General features: G+C 48.8%; 30 protein-coding genes. All 30 read right to left on the bottom strand.

Annotated elements, in window-relative coordinates:
- Positions 1–114 precede the first annotated feature (114 nt).
- Positions 115–765 carry a translation elongation factor Ts gene (gene tsf, locus KJS63_RS08735; protein WP_068619282.1) on the bottom strand — a complete coding sequence of 217 codons (651 nt, stop codon included), beginning with the start codon at positions 763–765 and terminating at the stop codon, positions 115–117.
- A 166-nt stretch (positions 766–931) separates the two neighbouring features.
- Entirely contained in the window at positions 932–1,630 is a 699-nt protein-coding gene (gene rpsB, locus KJS63_RS08730) for a 30S ribosomal protein S2 (RefSeq protein ID WP_068619284.1), read from the bottom strand.
- A gap of 191 nt (positions 1,631–1,821) precedes the next feature.
- Positions 1,822–2,457 carry an endolytic transglycosylase MltG gene (locus KJS63_RS08725; protein ID WP_213618760.1) on the bottom strand — a complete coding sequence of 212 codons (636 nt, stop codon included), beginning with the start codon at positions 2,455–2,457 and terminating at the stop codon, positions 1,822–1,824.
- Entirely contained in the window at positions 2,454–3,005 is a 552-nt protein-coding gene (locus KJS63_RS08720) for a DUF6115 domain-containing protein (RefSeq protein ID WP_213618759.1), read from the bottom strand. Before KJS63_RS08720 ends, KJS63_RS08725 begins: the two co-directional genes overlap by 4 nt.
- Positions 3,006–3,098: 93 nt before the next feature.
- Positions 3,099–3,413 carry a hypothetical protein gene (locus KJS63_RS08715; protein ID WP_213618758.1) on the bottom strand — a complete coding sequence of 105 codons (315 nt, stop codon included), beginning with the start codon at positions 3,411–3,413 and terminating at the stop codon, positions 3,099–3,101.
- A gap of 29 nt (positions 3,414–3,442) precedes the next feature.
- Positions 3,443–4,855: a FapA family protein gene (locus KJS63_RS08710; protein ID WP_213618757.1), complete on the bottom strand. Its 1,413-nt coding sequence runs from the start codon at positions 4,853–4,855 to the stop codon at positions 3,443–3,445.
- Positions 4,856–4,887: 32 nt separating this feature from the next.
- Positions 4,888–5,676: a FliA/WhiG family RNA polymerase sigma factor gene (locus tag KJS63_RS08705; RefSeq protein ID WP_213618756.1), complete on the bottom strand. Its 789-nt coding sequence runs from the start codon at positions 5,674–5,676 to the stop codon at positions 4,888–4,890.
- Between the two features lie 14 nt (positions 5,677–5,690).
- Positions 5,691–6,113: a hypothetical protein gene (locus KJS63_RS08700; RefSeq protein WP_213618755.1), complete on the bottom strand. Its 423-nt coding sequence runs from the start codon at positions 6,111–6,113 to the stop codon at positions 5,691–5,693.
- Between the two features lie 2 nt (positions 6,114–6,115).
- A complete protein-coding gene (locus KJS63_RS08695; RefSeq protein ID WP_068619301.1) occupies positions 6,116–6,613 on the bottom strand; it encodes a chemotaxis protein CheD in 498 nt (165 codons plus the stop codon).
- Complete coding sequence (locus KJS63_RS08690) at positions 6,606–7,199, bottom strand: chemotaxis protein CheC (RefSeq protein ID WP_374706275.1); 594 nt, start codon at positions 7,197–7,199, stop codon at positions 6,606–6,608. Before KJS63_RS08690 ends, KJS63_RS08695 begins: the two co-directional genes overlap by 8 nt.
- A gap of 36 nt (positions 7,200–7,235) precedes the next feature.
- Positions 7,236–7,697: a chemotaxis protein CheW gene (locus tag KJS63_RS08685; protein WP_068619305.1), complete on the bottom strand. Its 462-nt coding sequence runs from the start codon at positions 7,695–7,697 to the stop codon at positions 7,236–7,238.
- 51 nt (positions 7,698–7,748) lie between these two features.
- A complete protein-coding gene (locus KJS63_RS08680) occupies positions 7,749–9,827 on the bottom strand; it encodes a chemotaxis protein CheA (protein ID WP_213618754.1) in 2,079 nt (692 codons plus the stop codon).
- A gap of 31 nt (positions 9,828–9,858) precedes the next feature.
- Positions 9,859–11,331, bottom strand: coding sequence for a protein-glutamate methylesterase/protein-glutamine glutaminase (locus KJS63_RS08675; RefSeq protein ID WP_213618753.1), 1,473 nt, complete (start codon positions 11,329–11,331; stop codon positions 9,859–9,861).
- A 30-nt stretch (positions 11,332–11,361) separates the two neighbouring features.
- Positions 11,362–12,246 (bottom strand): MinD/ParA family protein, encoded by an 885-nt coding sequence (locus tag KJS63_RS08670; protein ID WP_213618752.1) that lies wholly within the window; start codon positions 12,244–12,246, stop codon positions 11,362–11,364.
- A complete protein-coding gene (flhF, locus tag KJS63_RS08665; protein ID WP_213618751.1) occupies positions 12,243–13,616 on the bottom strand; it encodes a flagellar biosynthesis GTPase FlhF in 1,374 nt (457 codons plus the stop codon). The genes KJS63_RS08670 and flhF overlap by 4 nt, the downstream gene beginning before the upstream one ends.
- Complete coding sequence (flhA, locus tag KJS63_RS08660) at positions 13,613–15,646, bottom strand: flagellar biosynthesis protein FlhA (RefSeq protein WP_068619315.1); 2,034 nt, start codon at positions 15,644–15,646, stop codon at positions 13,613–13,615. The genes flhF and flhA overlap by 4 nt, the downstream gene beginning before the upstream one ends.
- Positions 15,647–15,669: 23 nt before the next feature.
- Positions 15,670–16,758 (bottom strand): flagellar biosynthesis protein FlhB, encoded by a 1,089-nt coding sequence (gene flhB / locus KJS63_RS08655; RefSeq protein ID WP_213618750.1) that lies wholly within the window; start codon positions 16,756–16,758, stop codon positions 15,670–15,672.
- 19 nt (positions 16,759–16,777) lie between these two features.
- Entirely contained in the window at positions 16,778–17,572 is a 795-nt protein-coding gene (fliR, locus tag KJS63_RS08650; RefSeq protein ID WP_244862537.1) for a flagellar biosynthetic protein FliR, read from the bottom strand.
- Between the two features lie 5 nt (positions 17,573–17,577).
- Positions 17,578–17,847, bottom strand: a complete 270-nt coding sequence (gene fliQ, locus KJS63_RS08645) for a flagellar biosynthesis protein FliQ (RefSeq protein WP_213618749.1) — start codon at positions 17,845–17,847, stop codon at positions 17,578–17,580.
- 58 nt (positions 17,848–17,905) lie between these two features.
- Positions 17,906–18,631, bottom strand: coding sequence for a flagellar type III secretion system pore protein FliP (gene fliP, locus KJS63_RS08640; protein ID WP_374706274.1), 726 nt, complete (start codon positions 18,629–18,631; stop codon positions 17,906–17,908).
- Positions 18,632–18,672: 41 nt separating this feature from the next.
- Complete coding sequence (locus KJS63_RS08635) at positions 18,673–19,191, bottom strand: flagellar biosynthetic protein FliO (protein WP_213618747.1); 519 nt, start codon at positions 19,189–19,191, stop codon at positions 18,673–18,675.
- A gap of 9 nt (positions 19,192–19,200) precedes the next feature.
- The gene (locus KJS63_RS08630; RefSeq protein WP_068619324.1) at positions 19,201–19,566 is read right to left on the bottom strand and encodes a response regulator; all 366 of its coding nucleotides are present in this window, start codon (positions 19,564–19,566) and stop codon (positions 19,201–19,203) included.
- A 25-nt stretch (positions 19,567–19,591) separates the two neighbouring features.
- Positions 19,592–20,842: a flagellar motor switch phosphatase FliY gene (gene fliY / locus KJS63_RS08625; protein ID WP_213618746.1), complete on the bottom strand. Its 1,251-nt coding sequence runs from the start codon at positions 20,840–20,842 to the stop codon at positions 19,592–19,594.
- Positions 20,832–21,830 (bottom strand): flagellar motor switch protein FliM, encoded by a 999-nt coding sequence (gene fliM, locus KJS63_RS08620; protein WP_068619329.1) that lies wholly within the window; start codon positions 21,828–21,830, stop codon positions 20,832–20,834. Before fliM ends, fliY begins: the two co-directional genes overlap by 11 nt.
- Before the next feature lie 38 nt (positions 21,831–21,868).
- Positions 21,869–22,339 (bottom strand): flagellar basal body-associated FliL family protein, encoded by a 471-nt coding sequence (locus KJS63_RS08615; protein ID WP_068619331.1) that lies wholly within the window; start codon positions 22,337–22,339, stop codon positions 21,869–21,871.
- Positions 22,336–22,560, bottom strand: a complete 225-nt coding sequence (locus KJS63_RS08610) for a flagellar FlbD family protein (protein WP_068619333.1) — start codon at positions 22,558–22,560, stop codon at positions 22,336–22,338. Before KJS63_RS08610 ends, KJS63_RS08615 begins: the two co-directional genes overlap by 4 nt.
- 57 nt (positions 22,561–22,617) lie before the next feature.
- Positions 22,618–23,433, bottom strand: coding sequence for a flagellar basal body rod protein FlgG (flgG, locus tag KJS63_RS08605; protein ID WP_068619335.1), 816 nt, complete (start codon positions 23,431–23,433; stop codon positions 22,618–22,620).
- A 96-nt stretch (positions 23,434–23,529) separates the two neighbouring features.
- Positions 23,530–23,913 carry a TIGR02530 family flagellar biosynthesis protein gene (locus tag KJS63_RS08600; protein WP_068619337.1) on the bottom strand — a complete coding sequence of 128 codons (384 nt, stop codon included), beginning with the start codon at positions 23,911–23,913 and terminating at the stop codon, positions 23,530–23,532.
- The gene (locus KJS63_RS08595; protein ID WP_213618745.1) at positions 23,910–24,419 is read right to left on the bottom strand and encodes a flagellar hook capping FlgD N-terminal domain-containing protein; all 510 of its coding nucleotides are present in this window, start codon (positions 24,417–24,419) and stop codon (positions 23,910–23,912) included. Before KJS63_RS08595 ends, KJS63_RS08600 begins: the two co-directional genes overlap by 4 nt.
- A gap of 36 nt (positions 24,420–24,455) precedes the next feature.
- The gene (locus KJS63_RS08590; RefSeq protein ID WP_213618744.1) at positions 24,456–25,934 is read right to left on the bottom strand and encodes a flagellar hook-length control protein FliK; all 1,479 of its coding nucleotides are present in this window, start codon (positions 25,932–25,934) and stop codon (positions 24,456–24,458) included.
- Positions 25,935–25,953 lie beyond the last annotated feature (19 nt).

Genomic DNA, 25,953 nt, shown 5'->3' with positions numbered 1-25,953 from the left:
AAAGAAGGAACACGGCGTGTTCCAATCTTTTTGTTCATGCATTTAGTTATATTATACGCTCTTGCGGAATGATCTAACATACTAATGTTCTTTAGGTAGCTCCGCAAACAAAAATTAGTTTTTAACTTGGGACAATACTTCTTCAACGAAGTTATCGACTTTCTTCTCAAGACCTTCACCAAGCTCGTAACGAGCGAAACGGCGAATGGAGATGTTCTCTCCGATCGTGCTGATCTTCTCGTTAAGCAATTGGGAGATGGTTTTGTCCGGATCTTTTACGAAAGATTGCTCAAGCAAGCAGTATTCTTCGTAGTATTTACCGATACGGCCTTCAACCATTTTTTCAACAATCTTCTCAGGTTTGCCTTCGTTAAGTGCTTGAGCTTTCAAGATTTCTTTTTCTTTTTCGATCTCTTCAGCAGGCACTTCTTCACGACGGACAAATTTAGGGTTCGAAGCTGCGATATGCATTGCGATGTCGCGCGCGAACTCTTTGAATTGATCAGTCATAGCTACGAAGTCAGTTTCACAGTTGATTTCAACAAGTACGCCGATACGTCCGCCAGCGTGGATGTAGGATTGAACCACACCTTCAGTTGCGATACGTCCTGCTTTGTTGCTTGCAGCAGAAAGACCTTTCTCGCGAAGCAGCTCAGCCGCTTTTGTCAAATCTCCGTTTGCTTCTTCCAGCGCTTTTTTGCAATCCAACATACCAGCGCCTGTTTTTTCACGTAGTTCTTTTACTGATTTTGCATCTACTGCCATTTGTATTACCTCCAATTGTATAGTTGGGGTGTAGCCATAATTTTATCCTTTAAAAAAAGGGTAGTGAGAGGTTTTAGCACCTACCAACCACCCTTTTCATTTAATTCATCGTTTGTGTCATGCATCCTGAATGAAACTCATTCAGATCATGTCTAAACGTTCTATCTTACGCTGTTGTTTGTTCGCCCTGGTTCGCTTCGATCACGGCATCGGCCATTTTACCTGTCAGCAATTTAACAGCGCGGATCGCGTCATCATTACCTGGGATAACATAGTCGATTTCGTCCGGATCACAGTTCGTATCTACGATACCAACAATTGGGATACCCAATTTACGGGCTTCAGCAACCGCGATACGCTCTTTGCGAGGGTCAATGATGAAGAGTGCGCTTGGCAAGCCCTTCATGTTCTTGATACCGCCAAGGAATTTCTCAAGACGATCTTTCTCTTTGCGGAGAATGATAACTTCTTTCTTAGGAAGAACTGCGAAAGTGCCATCCTCTTCCCACTTTTCCAAAGTCTTCAAACGGTCGATACGTTTTTGAATGGTTTGGAAGTTAGTCAGAGTACCTCCGAGCCAACGTTGGTTAATGTAGAATTGACCAGCGCGCTCAGCTTCTTCTTTAACAGAATCTTGAGCTTGTTTCTTCGTGCCGACGAAAAGAATAGTACCATTCTCTTCAGCCACGCTTTTTACGAAGTTGTAAGCTTCTTCTACTTTCTTGACTGTCTTTTGCAAGTCAATAATGTAAATACCGTTTCTTTCAGTGAAGATATAACGATCCATTTTTGGGTTCCAGCGACGTGTCTGGTGACCGAAATGAACCCCTGCTTCAAGCAGTTGTTTCATGGAGATAACTCCCATCTTCACACACCTCCTAGTTGGTTTTTTAGTATGATGCCCTCCGCTGATGTCATCTCCCATTAAAACTTCCCGCAGGAAGCACCATTAACAGAATCAGTCAGCGTGTGTTTTAACACCGTCAACTAATATATCACAATTAGATTAGCGTTGCAATAAAATCTCGGCTAAACGAATAAAGCCGCACCGGAATGTTATTTCCCGGACGGCTTTGAGGTGATTTTGGAGATAATGGAGGCTGCAGACTCCCCCTCTTCGAAGCTGTAAGTTCCGGTCTGCAATCTGTAATTGGACTTCTTATCTACTGCCTTTTGGATAAAGGCGCTCTTGTCGTCAATAATGCCTGATTTCTTAAGATTGTCCGCGACCTTGCTCAGGGTGTCCCCCGATGAAATTTTAAAAGAGATCGTCTCCGGCTTCTTGGGAGCTTCTGTTTGCTTAGGAGTAGTCGTCTTAGGCGTATCAGGCGCCGTGGAAGACTTGTCCACTCCGTCTGGCGCGGCTGGCTCCTTCGGAGCTGATGCCGAATCCGGCTTAGCCGGGTCCGTGGTGGAAGACGGTGCCTTTGGTTCTACCGGCTTCTTGGTTTCAGGAGAAGTCTGTTCTCCCGGCTTTGCTTCCTTTGGTTTGGCTTCCCATTCCTGGGCTGTGTACACCTTTTCCGCTTCGTCATACACCTTCAGGTTAAACCGCTGGGCAGCTTCCTTCACCTGCTGTGCGGTAAGAAGCTGGCTGGACGCTGTCCCCTGTCCGATCAGCATGATCTGAAGCAGCAGAGCACCGGCAATGAGTCCGACACCTAGTCCGAGCAAAAATGTGCGGTTCTTCATTCCGCCTTCTCCTCCTTGCTGGCAAGTTGAAGAATCAGCTGAACTTCACCGCGCTGCATATCCAGCGCTTTGGCAATGGCGTCAATCGATTTCCCATGCTCATAGAGATTAAACAGCTCGGGATACCGGTCACGCACGGTGTTCCGTGGAACAGCAGGAGCCTTCGGTTCCTCTACCGGGACTTCACCCGGTTCTTCTAATGTAACGGGCACTGAAGGTACTGAAGGCACGGATTCCAGCTTTTCCATCCTTGCTTCCTGCAGCGAAGCCGTTTTCTCCACATCGAGCAGCCGTCCTCTGAGCTCAGCCACCTGCTCCTGCAGCGACATCATCTTTGAAGCCGTCTCCTGCTTCATTTGGGCTACAAGCTCGATGAGTTCGTTATTCTCCCGTTCGATCTCAGACATATAATGCTCAAGAGCGGCCTCCACGTCGGCAGCTCCCGAAGCCTGATCTGCCGCTGGTTTGCGCTTTGGCAGAAAGAGAGCGTAACCAATCGCCGCAGCTCCTAGAAGGACTATATAAACCCATGCATTTCCTAATGGCATAAATGTTCACCCGTTTTATTGTTATGTTGTAGTTATAAGAAAAGCACCGTTAGGTGCCTTTACATAAGTTAATCATCAGCATGTTCAAATAAATTATAAAGAAAGATCAAAGTTGTGTCCTTTGAACGGGTGTTCAGCAGGGTGTTCCTTAACCTGCTCTGAGGAAGCTTCCTGCTTGTCTTGCTGACCGTCTTCCCCAGAAGAGGATTGACGGCCGTCCCGAACCACCGCTTGCGACGATTCATCCACCTGAGCGCTGCGCTTACGTTCGCGGTCACTGCGCTTCATATTCTGGCCCTCTAAAGTATGCTGATGATGCATTGGACTATGCTGAGCTTCCTGCTGAATCCGGCTTGCTTCACTGGTCCTTGGGACGGCAATTTGCAGTTCAACCGCTTTAAAATCCATGAAATCACCCCACCATTAAAATTAGAGGCCTAGACATAAGAGGACATCGAGATATCTCCCTCGCTGTAATAAAAAGTCATATGGGAGACTGGGTCCTTAATAAATTTCGTGTATCTGCCGATAACTATTTTGGAGCCACCATAAATCATCTTTAACACCTGCACCTTGGCCTTGCTCGTATCTTCAAGAGACTTTTCGATCTCCAGCATCCGCTCTTTAAGATCAGCTTGCTCTCTCAGGTGCTGCTTCTTGGTCAGGCTCAGCTTAGCTCGCATCTGCATCTTCTCCGTTGTCAGTTTTCCAACGGAAGCCAGCTGATCCAGAATAGCAAGGGCTTTATCTGTCTTATCAAGACTTCCCATATTCTCTTTGAATGCCAATCTCAAGTCCGCAAGCTCATTGCGGAGCTCCGGAAGGACACCTACCTCGACCGTTGTCGTGGTGGACATCGGGTTGCCGATAATCCTTGCGGTTACTTTCTCTCCGGCCTGAATGTTGCCGCCGACAATAAGTCCTTTGGCTCCATTACAGAGAACGTCCCGTCCGGCACGGATATTAGAGTGCATAATACTCTGAGATACAATCACGTCTTCGGCTGCATGTACGTTCCCATCTTGAATGAAGGAGCTTTTGACATTGTGGCCTGCTTTGACAAGGCCTTTGTTGTAACCGATAATACCGCCCGTAATTTCGATGGAGCCCCCAGCTTCAAGCTCCGCACCTTCCACACCGCCGATAACCCTGATGTCTCCTGCGGCGCTAACGCGAAATCCGGTCAACACGTTCCCACGGACAATTACAGTACCGATAAAACTTATATTCCCGGTAGTGTAATCCACATCTCCATTCACTTCATAGATCGGGAATACATTGATCTTCCCTTTGTCCGTTTTGGTGACCAATCCGTCAATGGCGGCATACATCGCCGTCTGTTCCGGGTTCAGAACGACATTCTTGCCAACTTTAAATCTTGCTTCCTTGCCGGGTTTACAAGGAATTTCTTCACCGGTAACCGCTCTGCCCGGCTTGCCTGGCACAGGAGGCACCAGCTCCGCGATCAATTGGCCTTTCTGCAGGTTATTGAGCCGGATAACATCCTTATAATCCACGCTTCCATCCTCATTCTCATTGGGACGGTGCTGTTCTTGATCGATGGACAAAGCATAGCGGATGAAACCATCCTCACCGCTGACCGGGGGTTGGCCTATTGCTACCCGCAGAGGCGTGAAAGCATATCCTCCTGGGTTTGCCGCAAACCGTACTAGAGCATCCTTTTGGATACCAAAATTCACACCGTTCGCTAACAAAAACTGCTCCAGTGATTCCGGGCTGCAGACAAAGCCTTCTTCATCCTTAATCAACTGCAGGAATGCCTCGCCTTTGTCATTAGAAAAACTCAAACCTACATACTGCTTCAAATCTAAACCAACCTGCTCGCCCATCCCAAGTCCCCCATTCCTTCATATCTAATTCTCTAGTCATCTTGCATCAACAGATCCCGCTGTTTATCCAAGGTGCCACGAAGCCTTAGGATCGCTTTGGAATGTAACTGAGAAATCCGCGAAGGGGATAAAGACATAACCTCCGCAATTTCACTTAGTGATAAATCTTCATAATAAAGTAAAGAAACGACTGTACGTTCTTTTTCAGTCAATTTCTCGATTCCCTTAGTCAGTGATTCTTTTAAATGGAACTCTCGAACTTTATAGTCCGGGTTCTTGGCTTTTTCATCAACGAGAACGGATAACCGGGTTTCCGAGTCTTCCTCCCGTATCGGGTCCTCCAACGAACAGAGGGTCATTACCGCTACTTCCTGAAGCATGTGCTGAAACTCTTGAACGGTAACATCTAAATATTGGCTCATTTCGGCATCGGATACCGAGCGCAGATACTGCTGTTCCAGCTGCTGATATCCTTCTTCAATCTTCTTTGCTTTCTCCCGGACAGATCGGGGAACCCAGTCCCCCTGTCTCAGCCCGTCCAATATGGCACCGCGGACCCTCCATGAGGCATAGGTCTCGAACTGCAGTCCGCGCTTGTAATCAAACTTCTCAACAGCATCGATAAGCCCCATTACACCGTTACTAGCCAAGTCGTCCTTGGAAATATTCTTTGGGAGTCCAACAGCCAGGCGGCCAGACACATAGTCAACAATAGGGAGGTGTTTCTCAATCAACATTTTCTTGGCCTCAATATCGCCGTGTTCTTTCCATCTCTCCCAGAGATCAGCGTTGTTCAGAGGCATGGATTTGCGCTCGTTCAATGGTCTCACCCTCCTTATTTTTCTGTCAGGTGACGAAGGGCCTTAGCCAGCTCTTCAGGATCTTGCTCCGATGTCTTGACAAGCTTCGGCGGGTTCAAAGGTGAGAATCCGCTGGGTTCGCTAGGAGCATCCGGCTTTTGCTTCAACAGATCATTCAACTCTTCACTTTCGTCCGGCGTAGTCATATCCAGAACGGTTCCGCGGTCCGTCTCCTCCTCTTGCTCAGCCTCCATCACAGGCAGCTCAGGCTCGGCGGGCGGAGAGGTTAGAAACCCAAGAAGCCACCGCAGGGCGAATGCCAATACAAACCATACGACAAAGGCAATGCAGCTGCGCACCACACTCGTAACTAATATATTATTTGAAAAAGATACTATAAAGGTAATTATAAATCCTATTGCTCCAAACAACCAGTTAAACCCTATTTTTCCAGCCATGGCTACAATTCCTTTTTACCCATTTGTACGCTTCGTATGAATAATATACCCGTTTCACAATCCATTTCTATCGTTCTACCATAATTCCCTCCGGTATCTTCCCCAATCAGAGGGATCCCAAGCTCATCCAGCTTCAATTTACACGATTCCACATTTCTTGGACCAATCCGCAGCGCATCCCCTTTACCAGCGAAGCTGAACATCTGGGAGCCCCCGGCCATCTTGGCCACAAGACGTTTAGGCGATGCTCCGAGTTCAATCAGCTTCTGATAGATTGCAGGAACTGCTGTATCTGCATATTTGGCGATGTTTAGCGCCCCTTCACGGGCAATATCCGATGAAGGAAGCATTACATGGGCCAAGCCTCCAATTTTTACCTGAGGATCATAAAGAGTGACTCCCACGCAGGAACCAAGTCCAGTCGTACGGATCAACCCTTCTTTTTCAATGACGTCAAATTCGGCCATACCCACTTTAACAACACGCTGTTGGTCAATCATGGTTCTTAGGCACTCCCAGCGCGGTGAAAATTTGATCAAAGGATTCAGGGTCAGGGATCAGGAAAAATTGACCCTCCACCTCTTGGTGCCCCTCGATAAAGGTCGTATCGATCAGCAGGGCATCATCCCCCATTTCCCCGAACTGCAGCAGTCCGTAGCTAAGAATAGCTCCAGCCATATCCATAGCCAGGGCGGGTACAGTAGGAGACATGGATAAGCGTGTGAAATCAGCAAGGGAAGAAAGGTAAGAGCCGGCAAGGATATTCCCGATCTCGGACAATGCCGACCACTCCATCTCTGTAAACTCCTCATCGTTCTCCACTTCGAGGGTAGACAGACGGTGAAGCAGCTTTTTGGCAGCCTCCGGGCTCAGAATAAAGAAGAGGTTCCCGGGGGCATCCCCCTCAACCCGGAAGAAAATCGCCAGGACAATCGTCTCTGCTCCCCCAACCTTCTCCGCAATGGCTTCAAATGGAAGCATTTGGACCTTTGGCACAGCCATGTCAATCGGCTTGTCCAGGAGGCACGACAATGCGGTAGCGGCGTTACCCGCTCCGATATTGCCGATTTCCTTGAGAATATCCATTTTAAATTCGGCAAAATCCTTGAACAAGTCCACAGTTTAGCCCTCAAGACTTTCCAATTGAATGATTTCGCTCCGGTTAAGCACTTCGGAAAGGTTCAGCATAATCAGCAGACGCTCCTCGGAAATGCGGGCCACCCCGTCCAGGTACTTGGCCTTAATGCCGCCCACGACTTCTGGCGGGGAATCGATAATATCTGTGTTCAGGTCAATGACGTCATTTGCGGAATCCACGATGAAGCCAACCTCCAGCTCCTCCGCGTTCACAATAATAATCCGGCTCTGCTCGGTAAATTCAGCCTCCGGAAGCCCGAAGCGTCCGCGCAGGTCAATGACAGGAATGACCACCCCGCGAAGGTTGATTACCCCTTTTACAAACGCAAATGTCTTTGGAACCCGTGTAATTGGCATAATTCGTTCAATGGTCTGAACCTTGTCCACTTCAATCCCGTATTCCTCATGTCCCAGCTTAAATACAATTACTTTAATGTCTTGTCCCATGGTTGATTTCCTCCTTAGATGGTGTCCGGTATTCCTCTGCTTGACTGACCGTTACTTAATAAATGTATTCGGATCTATAATGAGTGCAACCTGTCCGTCACCCAGTATAGTTGCACCGGCAACACCAGGTATGGAAGGAAGATACTTGCCTAAGTTTTTGATGACGATTTCGTTCTGGCCGATAAATTCCTCTACCGTTAACGCCGCAAGACGCTCCCCTTTGCGGATAACAACAATCTCTGTCTCTTCCTCAGCATCCTCATCAAAATCAGCCACATCGAAAATGTTCGCCAGAGACAAAAGCGGAATGTGTGCATCCCGGTAAGGGACCATCATATAGCCATGAACAGAACGGATCTGCTCCCGTTTGATAAGACCCGTTTCCACAATGGAAGAGAGCGGAATCGCATACTTCTCACTGCCCAGCTTGATAAGCATGGCGGAGATAATCGACAATGTGAGCGGCAGCTGCACAGAGAATTTCGTGCCTTGGCCCCACTTGGAAGTAATGACAACTGTGCCGCCCAGCGATTCAATCTTTGTTTTGACAACGTCAAGACCTACACCACGGCCGGAAATATCGGAAATGACTTCCGCAGTACTAAAGCCGGGGGCGAACAGGAGCTGGGCCACTTCGTCATCGGTAAGCGAATCGGCCTCTTCCGCACGGATAACCCCATTCTTGATGGCTTTGGCCACGACCTTCTCCCGGTTAACCCCATATCCATCGTCCTCAATCTCGATGAACACATGGTTGCCGCTATGGAAGGCCTTCAGCTGAACCGTTCCCGTATCAGACTTGCCTGCCGCCAGACGGTCAGCTGTGGTCTCTACACCATGGTCAACGGCATTGCGGAGAAGGTGAACCAGCGGGTCCCCTATCTCGTCAATGACGGTACGGTCAAGCTCAGTCTCGGCGCCAAGAATGACGAGATCGATCTTCTTGTTCAAGGACTTCGCAAGGTCTCTGACCATCCGCGGGAAGCGGTTGAACACCGTATCCACCGGCACCATACGAAGCTTTAAGACAATATTCTGCAGGTCGGTGCTGACCCGGCTCATGTGCTCAACCGTCTCCGTCAATTCCGTTCTCTTGATCTCACCGGCAAGCTGCTCCAGTCTGACCCGGTCAATCAGCAGCTCGCTGAATAGATTCATAAGAACGTCAAGCCGGTCTATATCAACGCGGATCGTTCTCGAAGGCGCTGCTGCCGCCTTGCGCGGAGACTTCTCAGCGGGAGCAGCGGGTTTGGAGGCTGCAGATGCTTCGGACGTGGAAGGCACCGCAGCCTCTTGTTTTGCAGCTGACGGGGCTTCTGCTGCTGCTGCGGCCTCAGAGGCACCGCTTTGAGACATTTGACTCAGAGATTCCGAATCCAGCGCAACGACCTTTGCTCCGCCAATTTCGGACAAGTTCAGGATCATGGATTCCAGCTCAGCCGGCTCTTTCTGCGTTATGTAGTAGAGCGAGAAACTGTGATCAAACTTCTCTTGTTCAATATCTTGGACTGATGGGTGGGATTTGACCACTTCGCCAAACCGCTCCAACAGGTCAAACACCATGTAGGCTCTTACGGCCTTGAGCTGGCAATCTTCACGGATGGACACTTCAATATAGAGCACTTGGTGCCCTTCAGAAATGGATTGTTCGAGGACGGAATACTGAAATTCATCCAGTTGAATGGAATTATCAACGGCAGCCCCACTGCCGGCTTGCGCGGGCGCTGCAGACGATGAGGCATTCGGGTTCTCCCCGCGGACGATGGCCTGCAATGCCGCCACAATTGAGCTCACATCCTCCTTGCCCTCTCCGCCCTGGGTAATATCCTGAACCATGGATTGCAGTGCATCCAACCCTTTAAACAACGTATCAAAAATGAAATCCTGCATCTTCAGCTTGTCGTTACGAACCAGGTCAAGCACGTTCTCCATTTGGTGGGTCAAGGATGCGAGGTCCTCAAACCCCATCGTTGCAGCCATCCCTTTGAGTGTATGGGCCGATCTGAAGATAACCTGAACGATCGAAATATCTTCCGGGCTTTCCTCCAGCTCCAGCATTTTTTCATTTAGCGATTGCAGATGATCATTCGACTCATCAATAAACATGGATAAATATTGATTCATGTCCATCGTGAGACACCTCCTCAAGGATATCTTCCCGTTATTTCACTACCTGTACCAGTTTCGGTGCTATCTCATAAAGCGGTAAAACATAACTTACGCATTTCAACTCCACCGCAGATCGCGGCATTCCATAAACAACACATGTTTCCTCACTCTCTGCAAAGGTGGAGGTCACTCCAGCGTCATAAAGCTGCTTCATGACTCTAGCTCCGTCACTTCCCATCCCTGTCAGCAGGACGATATGCCTCTTGAGAGCTTCCAAGGGAAGCAGTGACTCGTACATGACATCGGCGGAAGGTCTATGACCATTACGCAATTCATCCTTGTTCAAGACAATCTTGTATCCATTCCCCTGACCCGCCTTGACGGTCATGTGATAACCGCCCGGTGCGATATAGGCCCAACCCTTCTGAAGGTCCATCCCATCCTTGGCTTCCACTACCTGAAGCGGGCTTAAGCTGTTCAACCGCTGGGCTAGGGAGTGTGTGAAGTTCGGTGGCATATGCTGCACAATGATAATAGGTGCCGGAAAGTCTGCTGGAATCATCTCTAAAACGGTCTTTAACGCCTTAGGACCGCCTGTGGAAGAACCGATGGCCACAATATCACTGTAGCCCGAAGTCCGCATCTGCGCCTTGGATGGCCGGTTGTCCAGCTTGGCGGCGTCAGGCTGAGGACCAGATGATTTGCTGTTCTGCGCAGCAGCGGTATCTTGAGCTGCCGTGCCGCTTCCCACAGAAGGCAGTCTGCTCTTTGGAAGTGCTGGTTCCTGCTTGTCCTTATTTGATCTTGGCTTAGGACTAAGCGCTGATGGATTGGCTGCCGGTTTGCCCGGCTCCGGCTTTGGAACCGCCGGGGGCTTCGCAGCCGATGCCTGGGAATCCGCCGGCTTGGATGTTCCAGCCACAGGCGGCCGTGATGGATTTTCCTTAAGCTCCTTCAGGCTATCCGTCTTCAAGCCATCCGGCACGGGTTGAGAACCCGCCTCGGATGAGGATAATTCGATTCGCTGCCGGCTCTCCGGTGGTTGAACGGATGGCTTGACTGGGCTTGAAGGCTGCTTCAAGGCAGAAGCCTCTGCCTCTTTTCTCGCCTGTCTTCGTTCCTCAGCCTGCATGGCCGTCCTGATCTGCTCTCTAAGCGCCTGCCCGACCTCGCCAACCCCTTGAGAGCTTGTTGTTATGGAAGGCTTGCGGATAAAATCAAACGCACCCAGTTCAAGCGCCATAATCGTCTCGCGCATGCCCTCTTCATTGATACCGGACAGCATGATCACGGGAATCGGCTTTGCCGCCATAATCTGCCTGAGTGCCTCAAGCCCGTTCATCTCCGGCATTTCCACATCCATCGTTACAAGATCAGGCTCAAGTTCAGCAATCCGCTTCAAGGCCTCTTGTCCGTTCCGCGCAGTTCCCACCACTTTAAGATCGGGGTCCTGCTCAATTAAATCCGAAATAATCTTGCGCATAAATGCCGAATCGTCAACAACTAAAATGCGATAGGGCCTCATGTCGTCTCCTCCTGTTCCCATCTTGAAGAATCATTTTGTCCGTTTGAGCCATTTGTGTAAAAATCCTTTGATTCCCGTCAAGGCACCTGCATCTTGCGTTGTACCGCCAGCAATGTAACCTGCTGCAATCCGCTCAACATCGCGGGACGCATAACAGTTAGGATAAGCGATCGAAAACGGAACCTGTTTTTTCACCGCCTGAACAACATGGGCGTCGTCGCTCATAAACCCGAGCATCGGAATCTCGATATTCAGAAATTTACGCGCAACAAGGGATATTTTGTCTGCAACCTGTCTTGCTTCTTTCTCATTCTCAACCCGATTTATCATTAATTGGAACGGCACCGCAGCTTCCATTCCCCCTACCACCTTGATCAGCGCATAAGCATCTGTGATAGAAGTAGGTTCAGGTGTTGTCACCACCAGGCACTCATCCGCCGCAGTAATAAATTTCAGCGTCTCCTTCGACAGGCCTGCTCCGGTATCAAAAATGATATAGTCCATCTCGTCCGAAACCGATTCGATCTGGCTTGTAAAGTAGTTCAAATCCGATTCGGACAGGCTGAACAGCTCCGTCAGTCCAGAACCTCCCGCAATAAAGGGAAGCGAGTTCGTGCCATTCTCCATAATTTCCTGAATGCTTCTCTCACCCTTTAACAGATGATAGAGATTGTATCTGGGCCTTACCCCCATTAACACATCAATATTCGCCATTCCGATGTCTGCATCAAAGAGAAGTACTTTTTTGTTCAGAGCCTGCAGTGCAAGGGCAAAATTCAAAGTGAAATTGGATTTGCCAACGCCGCCCTTTCCGCTGCTGACGGTAATGATTCTTGCGCTTCTTGGGGTCCTCGGCGTGTCCTGCTGCTCCATTGACGATACTAATTGTCTGAGTGATTCGGCCTGGTCGTTCATTCGGATCGCTCTCCCAGAAGCTCTTCAATCAACAATTCGGGCGTGGCCGTCAACAAATCATCAGGTACGTTCTGACCATTAGTCAGGTAACTAAACTCCATCGGATATTCCCGAACCAGATTGAACATCGATCCGCAGCTCTCCGTTTCATCAAGTTTGGTGAAAATCACTTTATCCAGACCATACCGGCTGAAGTTCTCGGTGATTTTCATCATGTCCTGACTCTTCGAGGTTAGGCTCAGCACCAAATAAGTTTCACTTTGTTCATCCGTGGAGAGAAGGCTGTGAAGCTCTGCAACGAACAGTTCATTTAAGTAGTTGCGGCCTGCTGTGTCCATAATAACCAGATCACAGTGCTGGAAACGTTGAACAGCTCTGTGCACATCGCCAGGAGACTGAACCACCTCGATCGGAACATTGAGAATGGAAGCGTAGGTTCGAAGCTGCTCAATGGCAGAAATCCGGTAAGTATCCGCCGTAATGAAGCCAACCTTTTTGGATTTACGGAAAATTTGATCCGCCGCCAGCTTGGCAATGGTCGTTGTCTTTCCTACTCCAGTCGGACCTGCTATATACACAATTTTGGTGGAATCTGAGATACCTTCACTGACCCGTCCATTCAGGAAAGCTTTAACCTGTTCACGGATGAGCGCTAATGCGTCTTGGTCTTCCATCGGCCGATCCTCAGTCCAGTTCAAAAACGCGTTGGAAATCCATTCCTCCGCGAGTTCGGATGACACCCCTTGCTCCAGCAAACGGTGCTGAACTTTGAGCAGTGGCTCGGGCAGTTCGGGTTCACCGCTGCCCTGTGCTGTGAGCTTGGTCATCATGGCTTTCATCTGCCGGATTTCCTCCAAGAGCTTGTCCTCTTTGGCTGGTGATGGCTGAAGATGAGATCCATCCCGTGCGGCAATCTGGACCACCGGTTTGGACTCCTCATGCTGCTCTGCCATCAAGGCTTCAGCCGCAGTCTCCGAAGTCCCGCTTCTGAACCTCTCCGGCACCGCTTCCATCTGCGACGCAGCCTTTACACTTAAAGGCTGCGTGGACAGAACAGCAGGCGGCTGCTCTCTTCTGTCTTCAGCAAGAATCTGTGCCGACTTGCGGTAAGCGGCCGGAACAGAAGCTCTTGCAACGGGAGCGGCGGTAGGGTAAGCCACTTGGCGCGGTTTGCTTTCAGCCGGCTGCTGTGGCGAATCAGTCGTCTCCGTAGCCGCGATGACTTCAATTTTTTTCTTCTGAAACAAACCCAGGAAGCCGCCCACCTTCATCTCCTTGGTACTTAGAATCACCGCATCCTTCCCAAGCTCGGTTCTAATCTTCTGCATCGCGTCGGGCATCGTCTCAACGATATATCTCTTTACTCTCATAGGTTCACCACTCCGACACTTTGGATTTCAACATTCGGCTCCAGCTCGCTGTAGGACAGAACCGGAATATCCTGCATCGTCCGCTCTATCACCTGACGCAGGTACATGCGGATGGTTGGAGAGGTCAGCACAATCGGCTGCTGTCCCGACTGGATAAGACGGTTGATTTGCTCTGTAAGCTTCTGGTACACGGTCTGTGTGGATACCGGATCAAGCGCGAGATAACTTCCCTGATCAGACTGCTGTACACTTTCGGCAATCTTCTTCTCAAGCGTTGGACCTACGGTAATTACCCTCATCGTCTCCCCCTGCTGGGTAAACTGCTGGGTGATCTGTCTGGACAGTGCCTGCCTTACATACTCGGTGAGCACATCCGGGTCCTTGGTGTAAGTGCCGTAGTCCCCAAGCGTTTCAAAAATTGTGACCATATCGCGGATCGATATTTTCTCCCGAAGCAGCTTGGCCAGCACTTTCTGAACATCACCCACTGAAAGAACAGATGGAATCAGATCATCCACGAGAATAGGATAGTTCTCTTTGAGATTGTCGATCAGCGTCTTCGTCTCTTGACGTCCAAGCAGCTCGTGCGCATGCCGCTTGATCATCTCGGTCAGATGTGTGGCCACAACGGATGGAGGGTCCACCACAGTGTAACCGGACAATTCAGCACGTTCCTTCGTTGGTTCATCGATCCAAAGTGCCGGAAGTCCAAACGCCGGTTCCTGTGTCTCAATGCCCGTAATGGAATCGTCGTCATAACCCGGGCTCATCGCCAGGTAATGATTGAGCAGCAGTTCACCACCGCCTACGGTATTGCCTTTGATCTTGATCACATACTCATTAGGCCTAAGCTGGATATTATCCCGGATGCGGATAACCGGAACGACAAGCCCCATCTCCAGAGCGCACTGCCTGCGGATCATAATAATCCGGTCAAGCAGATCACCGCCCTGCTGGGCATCTGCCAGAGGGATCAATCCATAACCGAATTCGAACTCGATCGGATCGACCTGAAGAAGATTGATCACGCTTTCCGGACTGCGTACTTCCTCGATCTGCTGTTCCTCCTCCTGCTGCTCCTGCGCCACCTGTTTTTGAGTCATATTCTTCTGCATACGCCAAGCCGCATAAGCCAGTAGTCCTGCCAGAGGTACAGTAGAAAGAACTCCGATCGGTGTAAAGAGACCTAATGCGGTAATTGTACCTGAAACGATGTAGATCAATTTTGGATAAATAAAGAGCTGTCCCGTAATGTCGTCAGCCAAATTGCCTTCCGAAGAAGCACGTGTCACGATAAGGCCCGCTGAAGTTGAAATCAGGAGCGCTGGAATTTGGCTCACGAGACCATCCCCGATGGTCAGCAGCGAATATGTGGATAGAGCATCCATAAACGGCTTCCCGTGCATGGCGACACCAATAATGAACCCCCCGATAAGGTTAATGACCAGGATGATGATGCCCGCGATGGCATCCCCTTTTACAAATTTACTGGCTCCATCCATGGCTCCATAGAAGTCCGCTTCGCGTTCAATTTTGCGGCGTCTCTCCCGGGCCTGCTGTTCATTGATCAAACCTGCATTGAGATCCGCATCGATACTCATCTGCTTCCCTGGCATCGCATCGAGTGTGAATCTTGCACCTACTTCGGCAACCCGCTCAGACCCTTTTGTAATGACAATGAACTGAACGACAACCAGAATAAGAAAGACGATAAATCCAACAACCGGCTGGCCCTGGGATACCCAGCTCCCGAACGTTGCCACGACGTGCCCTGCTTCGCCCTGTCCCAGAATCAGCTTGGTCGTCGACACGTTGAGCGCCAGACGAAACAAGGTGGTGATCAGCAGCATCGATGGGAATATGGAGAACTGCAGAGCTTCCTTTGTATTCATAGCTACCAAGAGAATCATCATAGCTAGTGAAATATTGATCACGAGCAGCACATCGAGCAGCCATGTTGGGATCGGGAGGATCATCATCAGCACGATGCCGATAATTCCAAGCAGTATCGAAATATCTTTAATTTTCATGTAGTCCCGCCTCCGATCCCCAATTATTTGACTTTTCCTTTAAGCTTATATACATATGCCAGTACCTCAGCTACGGCCTGAAACAAATCCGCCGGGATGCTGTCCCCGATCTCAGATCTTTGAAACAGTGCTCGTGCGAGCGGCTTGTTTTCCATAATAGTAACCCCATTCTCCTTGGCAATCTCCCTGATTCGCAAGGCGACAAAATCCTGTCCTTTGGCGACTACCTGCGGAGCCTCCATCTGCGTGCCGTCATATTTGAGCGCAACCGCAAAATGGGTCGGGTTCGTAATGATCACGTCCGCTTTCGGAACTTCCTGCATCATCCGCTGCATGGCCATATGGCGCTGCCGTTCACGGATTTTCCCTTTGATTAGCGGATCGCCTTCCATTTTCTTATATTCATCCTTGATGTCCTGTTTTGACATCTTCAGACTTTTCTCATGCTCATATTTCTGATACACATAGTCCAGGACAGCGAGGATAAAAAGGCCAAATGCGGTTTTAATCCCCAGCTCAACAGTCAGCTTGACGGCAAAAGAAAACGTGTCCTCCACGGGCAGCTGCCCAAGCTTGGCGATATCCCCTCTGGCTCCCCAAATCGTCGTGTACACTAGGTAAGTGATTACAGTGAGCTTAAGAATAGATTTCAGAAACTCGACAAGCGATTTCATTGAAGCGATATTCTTGAATCCTTTTATCGGATCCAATTTACTGAACTTCATCTTAAGGCCTTCACCATTAAGCATAAAACCGATCTGGGCAAAATTCGCAACCAGTCCAACGATAATTACTACAACAAACACCGGCGCAAGCAGGAGCAGAATTTGAACCCCGTAATCGCCCAGCAGGACCATCACATTCTCTTTGGTGACATCCATAGATAACCGGTTAATAAAAATATCGGTATATAGAGCTAAGATCCTTGTTTTCATAAACCCGCCAAAGGCCATTAAACATAGAAAGGAAGTGAGCAGAATCAGCGCTCCCGAGATGTCCATGCTTTTGGCGACCTGCCCTTTCTTACGGGCATCCTGCCTTTTCTTCGGGGTGGCTTTCTCTGTCTTGTCGCCAGCGAACAGCTGCAGGTCAAGTGCATACCTTAACTGCAAGTGACTCCCTCCCCCTTGTTTAACCTGGTCTTTGACCGATGGCACCCATCAGATTCTCCAGTGATTTAAATAGTACTTGAAACAAATATTCAAATGCGTAGATCAAACTTGGCATCAGGAATACCATGAGCAGAAGCCCTACAATAATTTTGAGCGGCACCCCGATAACAAACACGTTAAACTGCGGCGCCGTTCTCGCCAGAAATCCAAGTGCCACATCGGTTAAGAATAAAGCTACTACTAGAGGAGCGGACATCTGAAAAGCAAGAACAAAAGATTCACTAAAAGTTCTGCTTAAAAATTCAGATATATTCCCGTTATAGATTTTGTTAAAAAATTGGTTGTCCAATGGAATCCAACTGTAACTTCGCATAATTGCCTGGAGCAGATAGTGATGCCCGTTAATACTCAAGAATAATAGAGTTGCGATCATATATTTAAGATTACTGATGATTGGCGAGGAAGCCCCTGTCATAGGGTCAATGACACTCGCTATGCTGTACCCGATCTGAATATCAATAAAGGCTCCGGCCATTTGGATCACCGTGAACATCAAAAACGCCGTATAGCCCATCAGTAAACCTATCATTATTTCCCGGACAATTAAAAGGATATAGCTTAAGTCTGTCGGCACAGTCTGTGTAATTCCGCTTACGAGATACACCAATAATGCAATCATCGCAGAGAGCCCAATCTTGAAGGTTCCCGGCACCGACCGGGAGGCAAATATCGGCGCTACCACAAAAAACGATGCGATTCGACAAAAGATAAGCATAAAAACAGAAAAACCCTGCAGCAGCATATCCGTGTTCATACTGGTCAACCAATATAACTGGACAGATTACTTAGAATTCCAGAAGTGAAATCTACCAGGGTTGTTAGAATCCAAGGCCCAAACAGCAAGAGTGCCAGCAGGACTGCTACGATCTTAGGAACAAACGCAAGCGTTTGTTCTTGAATTTGGGTCGTAGCTTGGAAAATACTGATGATCAGACCGACAATCAATCCTAAAATCAGCATCGGTGCGCTGACCTCCAGGACTGTGTATACGGCTTGTCCGGCCAGCCCGATAATAAACTCCGAACTCATAACCGTCCTCCTTGTTCTCTTAGTATGCGTTAATCTGCCAATTCGACTGATAGAGTTCTCATGTTCCAAAGCTCATTAATAGAGATTTGACGACCAAATACCATCCGTCCACGAGTACAAACAGCAGAATCTTAAACGGCAGTGAGATCATTACCGGAGGGAGCATCATCATACCCATCGCCATAAGCGTACTGGCAACTACCATATCTATGATTAAGAATGGTATAAAAATCATAAACCCCATCTGAAAAGCTGTTTTCAGTTCACTGATCGCATAAGCCGGAACAAGAACTGTGATAGGAATATCTTCATAGGATTTCGGTTTTTCCGTTTTGGTGTAACTCATGAACAGCTGAAGATCCTTATTCCTTGTGTGGGAGTACATGAATTTCTTCATAGGCACCGCCGCTTTCTCGAGAGCCACCGTCTGTGAAATCTCGCCCTTCAGATAAGGCTGAAGGGCCACATCATTGATTTGCGACAATGTTGGGCTCATTACAAACAAAGTCAGGAATAAGGCCAGTCCGATAAGCACCTGGTTAGGAGGCATCTGCTGAGTCCCCAGCGAGCTTCTTACAAACCCGAGCACAATCACAATCCGGGTGAAGCTTGTCATCAATACCAGTATGGCCGGAGCCACACTGAGTATCGTAATGATCAACAGGATGGATAGGGAGCTCGTGCTTGGTTTCGTGCCGTCGGAATTCCCAATCTGTACATTAATATTAGGAATTGGATCAGCCGCTGACGCTACCGTGGCGAAAAAAACACTTAGAACCATCATAAGCAAAGCTATAATAATGACCTTTTTCTTCATGTAACCCTCTACCGATCTTTAGTTTGGTCGTCCTGCAGCAGATCTTCCATTTGCTGCTTCCGGTTGGGCAGTTTGCGAAGCTTGGATTCGAATACCTCGTGAAAAGGCGTCTCCTCCAAATCTTCCCCTTCAAGTGGAGGCTCTTTACGGAACCGCGATACTAAGCCGGAAAGGGCGGATGAGAGGCTGCCGAACTCCTGCGTCTCTTCTTCGAAGGAGCTTAAGAGAACAGCAACCTCATCGGGATCGGAGATTTTATCCAGCAATGAAATATCCTCACCAACACCCACAAGATAAACAGTACTTCCGATCTCGATAACCTGAAGAGATTTGTTCGGGCCAAGACCTACAGCACCAATCGTACGGATTGAGCGGGTCTTGGAAAAGAAGCGGTTGCGTCTTCCCAAAAAACGAATCAATAATACAATCAGAACGATAATAATGGCGAGCACAACAATGACCGTGATTAAGCTCGCGTAGAAATTGCCGCTGTCAAAACCCGTCTGATTCGGAGTAGCCAGGTTCATAGGCCGTTCCTACACGCCCAGTGTTTTGTTGATTGCTTCCACCACACGGTCGGATTGGAAAGGCTTAACGATGAAGTCTTTGGCGCCGGCCTGAATGGCGTCAATAACCATAGCCTGCTGTCCCATCGCGGAGCACATAATCACTTTTGCGCCTGCATCCATCTTTTTGATTTCCTTAAGAGCGGCAATCCCGTCCATTTCAGGCATCGTGATATCCATAGTAATCAGGTCTGGACGAAGCTCTTTGTACTTCTCAATTGCTTGAGCGCCATCTTGAGCTTCACCTACTACCTCAAAACCATTTTTAGTCAGGATGTCCCTGATCATCATACGCATAAATGCAGCATCGTCCACGATAAGAATTCGATTTGCCATTGATTTAAATCCTCCCTAACCTTCTCTATTGTAATTTTTGAATGCGGTCCCACTGGCTTACGATATCTGTGACGCGTACGCCGAAATTCTCATCAATAACGACTACTTCACCTTTAGCGATTAGTTTGTTGTTCACCAAGATGTCGACAGGTTCACCAGCCAGCTTGTCTAATTCGATAATGGATCCTTGTGAAAGTTCTAAGATATCCTTTATTTGTTTTTGGGTCCTTCCTAATTCTACGGTGACTTTAAGGGGAATGTCCATCAGTAAGTTCAAATTATTTTCGTCTACATGTCCCATGGAAGGGGCTTGCAGATTCGAGAATTGAACAGGCTGCACATTGTAATTCCGGTTCGGTACACCGCCATAATGTTGAGGCTCCGCATAAGGACGGTCCTGCGGATACTGCGGCCCCGGGTAATAATCCTGCTGCGGCTGCATCGGCGGCTGATAAGGCGGCTGTACCGGCTGCTGCTGCATTGGCGGCTGGCCTGTAGGTGCAGGCTGCTGATATGCGGCTGGCGGCGCTTGATTCACTGGCGCGGATGGCGCCTCGGCCGCAGGTGCGCTTTCTTTCTTAGCCGGAGCTGGCTCGGACGATCCGCCGCCAATCAGGCTGTTAACCATATCCTTGGCGAACTGTACCGGAAGAAGCTGCATGATCGTCGAATCAATCAAATCTCCGATGGTGAGCCGGAAAGATATTTTTATCAGCGTCTCATCGGGCGGAAGGCTGTTAACTCCATCTCCACTTTCCATATTCAATATGTCGATACCCGGCGGCGAAATATTAACAAACCGGTTGAATATCGTTGACATGGAAGTCGCTGAAGAGCCCATCATTTGATTCATCGCTTCTTGCACGGCACTTACATGAATTTCATTAAGCTCTTCATCTGCCGGATTGCCGTTGCCTCCAAGCATAAGATCGGCTATAACCTGGGCATCTCTGGTCTTGATAACCAAAGAGTTAATTCCCTCGAACCCGTCTACATAATTAACATGGACAGCCACATGCGGCTTAGGGAACTCGGACTCAAAGCGCTCCCTGGTAATAATGGAGACTTTCGGTGTGGTAATGTCCACTTTCATGCTTAGCAGTGTAGATAGGGCGGTAGCCGCACTGCCAAACGTGATGTTCCCGATCTCGCCTAATGCGTCTTGTTCAAGCGCTGACAAATAATCGTCCACCGTCTTCTCATCAGAACCACCCTGCCCAGCCTGCTTCAGCAGAGCATCGATCTCTTCCTGGGACAAATAGTCTTTACTCGTCAAAACCTTCAACTCCTTCATTGACAATCTCATCAATTTGAACGGCGACACGGTCCTTCAGTGTGCCAGGACTGCCGATATACTTCAATCTCTCACCAACACGGATGGAAAGCCCCTCCTGCACCGGTTTGTTCAGTGTGATTACATCACCCACCGTAAGTCCCAGGAACTCACGTATGGACAGCTGAGACTCCCCTAGTTCGGCAATAATCGGTAATTCAGCTTTGCTAACCCGATGTTTCAGCGCATCCACTTCTTCCGGAGCCCGGGATTTCTTCTGTGATACAAACCAATGGTGTACAGAAAGCTTCGGCATAATAGGCTCAATAACAACATGAGGTATACAAAGATTAATCATTCCCGAGGTATCCCCGATTTTGGTGCTCAGCGAGATCAGCGCAATGGTCTCATTGGGTGACACAATTTGCATAAATTGCGGGTTGGTCTCAAGTGCTTCCATTCGCGGTGAAATATCAATGACCGTCTTCCAGGCTTCCTGCAGACTTTCAAAGGCTCTGCTGAAAATCCGTTCCATGATGATCGTTTCTATTTCTGTCAGATTGCCAATTTTGGAAGGAGCCGTTCCAATTCCTCCGAGCAGCCTGTCCAGCATGGCAAATGCCACGTTGGGATGAACCTCCAGCACCATTCTGCCCTCAAGCGGCTCCGCTTCAAAAATGTTCAAAATCGTCATTTTTGGAATCGAGCGGATGAACTCGTCGTACGGCAGCTGTTCGACCTGAACAACATTGATCTGCACAAAGGTTCTTAGCTGGGCGGAGAAATAGGTGGTAAGGTACCTTGCAAAATTCTCATGTATTCGGGTTAAGCTGCGAATATGATCTTTGGAGAACCTGACGGCTCTTTTGAAATCATAAGCCCTGATCTTCTTCTGCGTATCTTCTTTTTTAAGTTCTTCTGCATCCATTTCGCCGGAAGAGAGTGCTGCAAGCAAGGCGTCAATCTCATTCTGGGACAGTACATCTACCAACTATCTCACCCCCTTTAAGGATCTATTCTATCGATATGCTAGATGGCGGTCATAATAAAATTAGTAATATCGATTTGAACTATGTTCCCTTCCGGGAGTGTCTGGTTAATCAGATTCATAAGCTTGTTAGCCAACTGGTCCTTTCCCTTGGCGCCAGTCAGGTCAGCCGGCTTCGTATCCGCCAGCGTTTTGATAATTATGGATTTAGCGTTGAAATCTTTAATTTTGTCGAAGGCTACCTTAGTCTTGGAATTATTCATTTGAAATGCAAAATTCATGACTACAACATAGTTCGGGTCTGAGAGATTTGTCTTAACATCCTCCATCGTGCTAGTCACTTCAACGAGTTCATCCGCACTTAAGGTCTTCTTCTCTTCAGTCTTCGAAGCGGCATTAGTTGACGAGCTGCTGTTCTTGTTGTTGTTCATCGTCATTACCAGGTAGGCTGCCATCACGACCAGAATCAAAGCAAGCAGAATCGTGATTATCCATGGCGCCATTTTCTTCATAATAATTCCTCCGTTTGTTGCACTTTAATTGTTGCCGCATGGATGCCGATTTCCGAGTAGTACGTCTTCACCATCTGCACAATCTCGGCTGACTTCTCCAATACGATAAACCGTTTCCCTGTAACCAGTGTGATATAAGTATCGGGGGTTTCTTCAACGGTCTCAATCAACAGTGCGTTAAGCCACATGGGTGAACCGTTTAAACGTGTGACAGCAATCATGGCGACCCTCCATAAAAGTTCCCGAAGGAGGGGGGTGCCCTCCCCCGGTACTTAAGATTAACGTTTCAGGTTAACTACTTCCTGCAGCACTTCATCGGAAGTGGTAATAATGCGGGAGTTAGCCTGGAAGCCGCGCTGAGCGACGATCATCTCGGTGAACTCACCGGTCAGATCCACATTGGACATTTCCAGTTGTCCGGCTACAATTGCGCCGGTGCCTGTAGTTGAATCGTTAGCTACACCTGCGGTAGGGAAATCCACATTCGCATTTGGTGTGTAACGATACAAGCTTCCACCCATTTTCTCCAACCCTTCTGGATTCGTTACTTTTACAACGCCGATTTTGACATCGCCATTGGTGGTTCCGTCATCCAGCTTCTGCTGAATCGTTCCATCCAGCCCGATGGTGAATGCAGTTGTGTTATCTTCGAGCTTGATCGGCTCCCCATCTGAATTGCATACCAGCATACCGTCCGAAGTAACCAGGTTTCTGGTAGCGTCCAGGTGAAAGTCACCAGCACGGGTGAGGTAGAAATCAGTTTGGGAACCCGTTAATTTCACTGCAAAGAAACCATCTCCATCAATACGCATATCAAGCGGGTTGTTGGTGGTCATCGCGCTCCCCCCGGTATGAAGGGTATCCACTGAACCGATGGAAGTACCAAGACCAATTTGTTTGGAGTTAACCCCACCCTTAGTTCCAGCTTCTGGAGTAGTAACCCCCGACACGGTCTGGCTCATAATATCTTTGAACATAACCCGGCCCGATTTAAAACCTACGGTATTTACGTTCGCAATATTGTTACCAATCACATCAAGCTTGGTTTGGAAACCGCGCATACCTGATACACCCGAATACATGGATCTTAACATTAAATAATTCCTCCTTAAGTGTTGGACCTTGTAAGCTGCTTCAGTCGATCGGCAGCTTAGCTTGGCTTCCGAATCCGGGCCAGCCAAGTCAGTTGACTATTGAATAATCACGGCACTATCGATTTGTGTAAAAACATTATTTTTCATGCTGCTGCCATCCATGGCCGTAACTACAGTCCTGTTATTTACATTGACAATCAGCGCCATATCTTTCATAAGAATCAATGAATCTTTCGATCCTTTAGCAGCCGCGTTGTCAATGGCAGAGCCAATCTGCTCCAACTGTTCAGGTTTAAGCTTGATTCCCCGCTGTTCCAGCCGTTTGACGGCATGATTGCTGAACTTCACAATCTGGTCGTTCAGTAAATTCTGGAACGATACCTGCTGCTGTCCGCCACCCGTTGCCGGTTTGCTTCGCTGCAGCGTACTTGGCGGGATTTTGCCCGGGTATAAGCGCCCTACTGAGATCGGATCATTCATGATTGTCCCGACCCGTTGGCATTTGCTGCCGGTGCCGTCTCTTTTGCGTTGTTGATTTTGGTGATCTTGTCTATGGCCACTTCCTTATCGCCAACCTTAGCGTACTGTACACCGCCTCGGATCACGATGGAATCCACAGTCCCGCTGGACGTCGTGGTGGAGACGATCGGCTTTCCTGTCTCGATGTCATACTCGCCCATTTCAGTGCTGTCCAGCCAAGTTACCTCTTTACCGATTAACCCGGATAAGTTGCCAAGATTCTGATTCATGGCGGTTAACTGGCCCGAGATATTCATCAGCTGCTCCACGGAAGTAAATTGCGCCATCTGGGCAATGAACTCCTTGTCCTCAAGAGGCTGCATCGGGTCCTGATTGCCAAGCTGGGTAACAAGAATTTTAAGGAACTGATCCTTGCCCATAGTCTGGTTGTTCTTGGTTGCGGCCTTTGCTACATTTTCCTTGGAATAATTGGGCCAAGTTACATTGGTCTGGGTGATGTCTGCCATGTTATGCCTCCTTTCTGTGTGATGGGTGCTGACTTATTATGCTCTGGCGACAAAAGAGCTTCCGTAATCCTCTTCCTTGGAACGGACTTCGCGGATCCACTCGTTCCACTCTTCGGTCATATCTGCAGCAGCGAGTGCATCTTCTCCTGTGGCTTCACGCTGTTTGCCATTATTCTTCTGCTGGCCCGTGCCGCTTCCAGGTTGTCTTCCATCATGATACATATGGGAGGATAAAGACTGGTTCTGTGTAACCTCCAGCTTCTCGACCTGGATGCCTTGAGCTTGAAGCGCGGAGCGAAGCTGATTCATCTGCTGTTCGAGCGAATCCTTGGCAAAAGCATGCTCTGTTGCAAATTGGGCAATCAAATGTCCGTTTTGCATCGTAATCTTCACATCAACCTGACCCAAATGCTCAGGGAAAAGAGAAATGGTCGCTTCGGTCATTCCATGCTGCTTCACAAACTCCAGCTTGTTTACCACAAAGCCGCTCATTTCCTTGGCAAATTGCTCTACATGCACCGCCGCCTGCACGGGCTTGGCAAGTTGAACGCCGCTATCCTTCATCTGCAGCTGTCCTGCGGTTACAACCGCATTGGCATCCGTGGTTTTATCCACGCCTTCCGCAGCAGAGTCTTCTTGGGCAGAAGTCAAACTTTGCGCCTTAGCTGACACAGCATTAACGTTATCCGTTTTGTGAACCGCATTCTTGCTCATGTTCATGACAACAGCAGGTGTTGCCTGAGAATCCGCATCAGAGCTGGTCTGGCCCTGCATTTGCGCATTCACCGGGTCCTTTAAACCTTGGAGTACTTTAGAAAGATCAGCTGCTGTTATAGTTGGCCCAGTTAATGAGCTTGTCGCTTGAGTACCAGTTCCCTGTTTCAATCCCGAATTCTGTGGCAGTACATTGCCAAGAGTTTGTAGAAGCGCCTGGATCTGTGGCAGATTTTTACCAGCGGCTTCCGGCTGCATTTGCATCTGCGCAAATAGCTGCTGCAAACCATCCTGAACAGCAAACCGCAAAGTTTCCGCATGCTGGGCAATAACCGGGAGTTCCTGATCCGAAGCATCGGATTCTCCACTGGCTGATTGATCACCTGCTGAGGCCATCTGCTGGATTAGACTCTGCAGCTGTTGAAGCCAGCCCTGGAGCATAGCCATCATGGATGGATCGGCAGCGATCGCCTCATCCAGACTATCAACTCCCTGAAGCAGGTCCGACAGCATTTGCAGCCCTGAATTCTGCACCGCAGATTCAGAGTCACTCTGTCCAGCGGCATCTGTACCCGAGGACACCGTACCCTGAGGACTGGCAGTATTAGTCGCCTGAACAGGTACCGCTTGTCCGCCTAAGGCTCCAAGCAGCATTTGAACAAGTGTCTGATTAAAGGTAGGAGCTGCTCCCTGCGCTGGTTGAGCACTTCCACCCGCTGCCTGGGCTGCCTTTCCAGCTGCTTGACCTTGGGCTGGCGCAGGTGCTGTATTTCCCATAGACGAATTCATAATTAAGCTCATGTAATTTTTCACCTCCTTT

Origin of the sequence: Paenibacillus sp. J22TS3, from assembly GCF_018403205.1 — a bacterium.
In the GTDB taxonomy this organism is placed as follows: domain Bacteria; phylum Bacillota; class Bacilli; order Paenibacillales; family Paenibacillaceae; genus Fontibacillus; species Fontibacillus tuaregi.
This window is presented reverse-complemented; position numbering and strand designations above follow the sequence as displayed.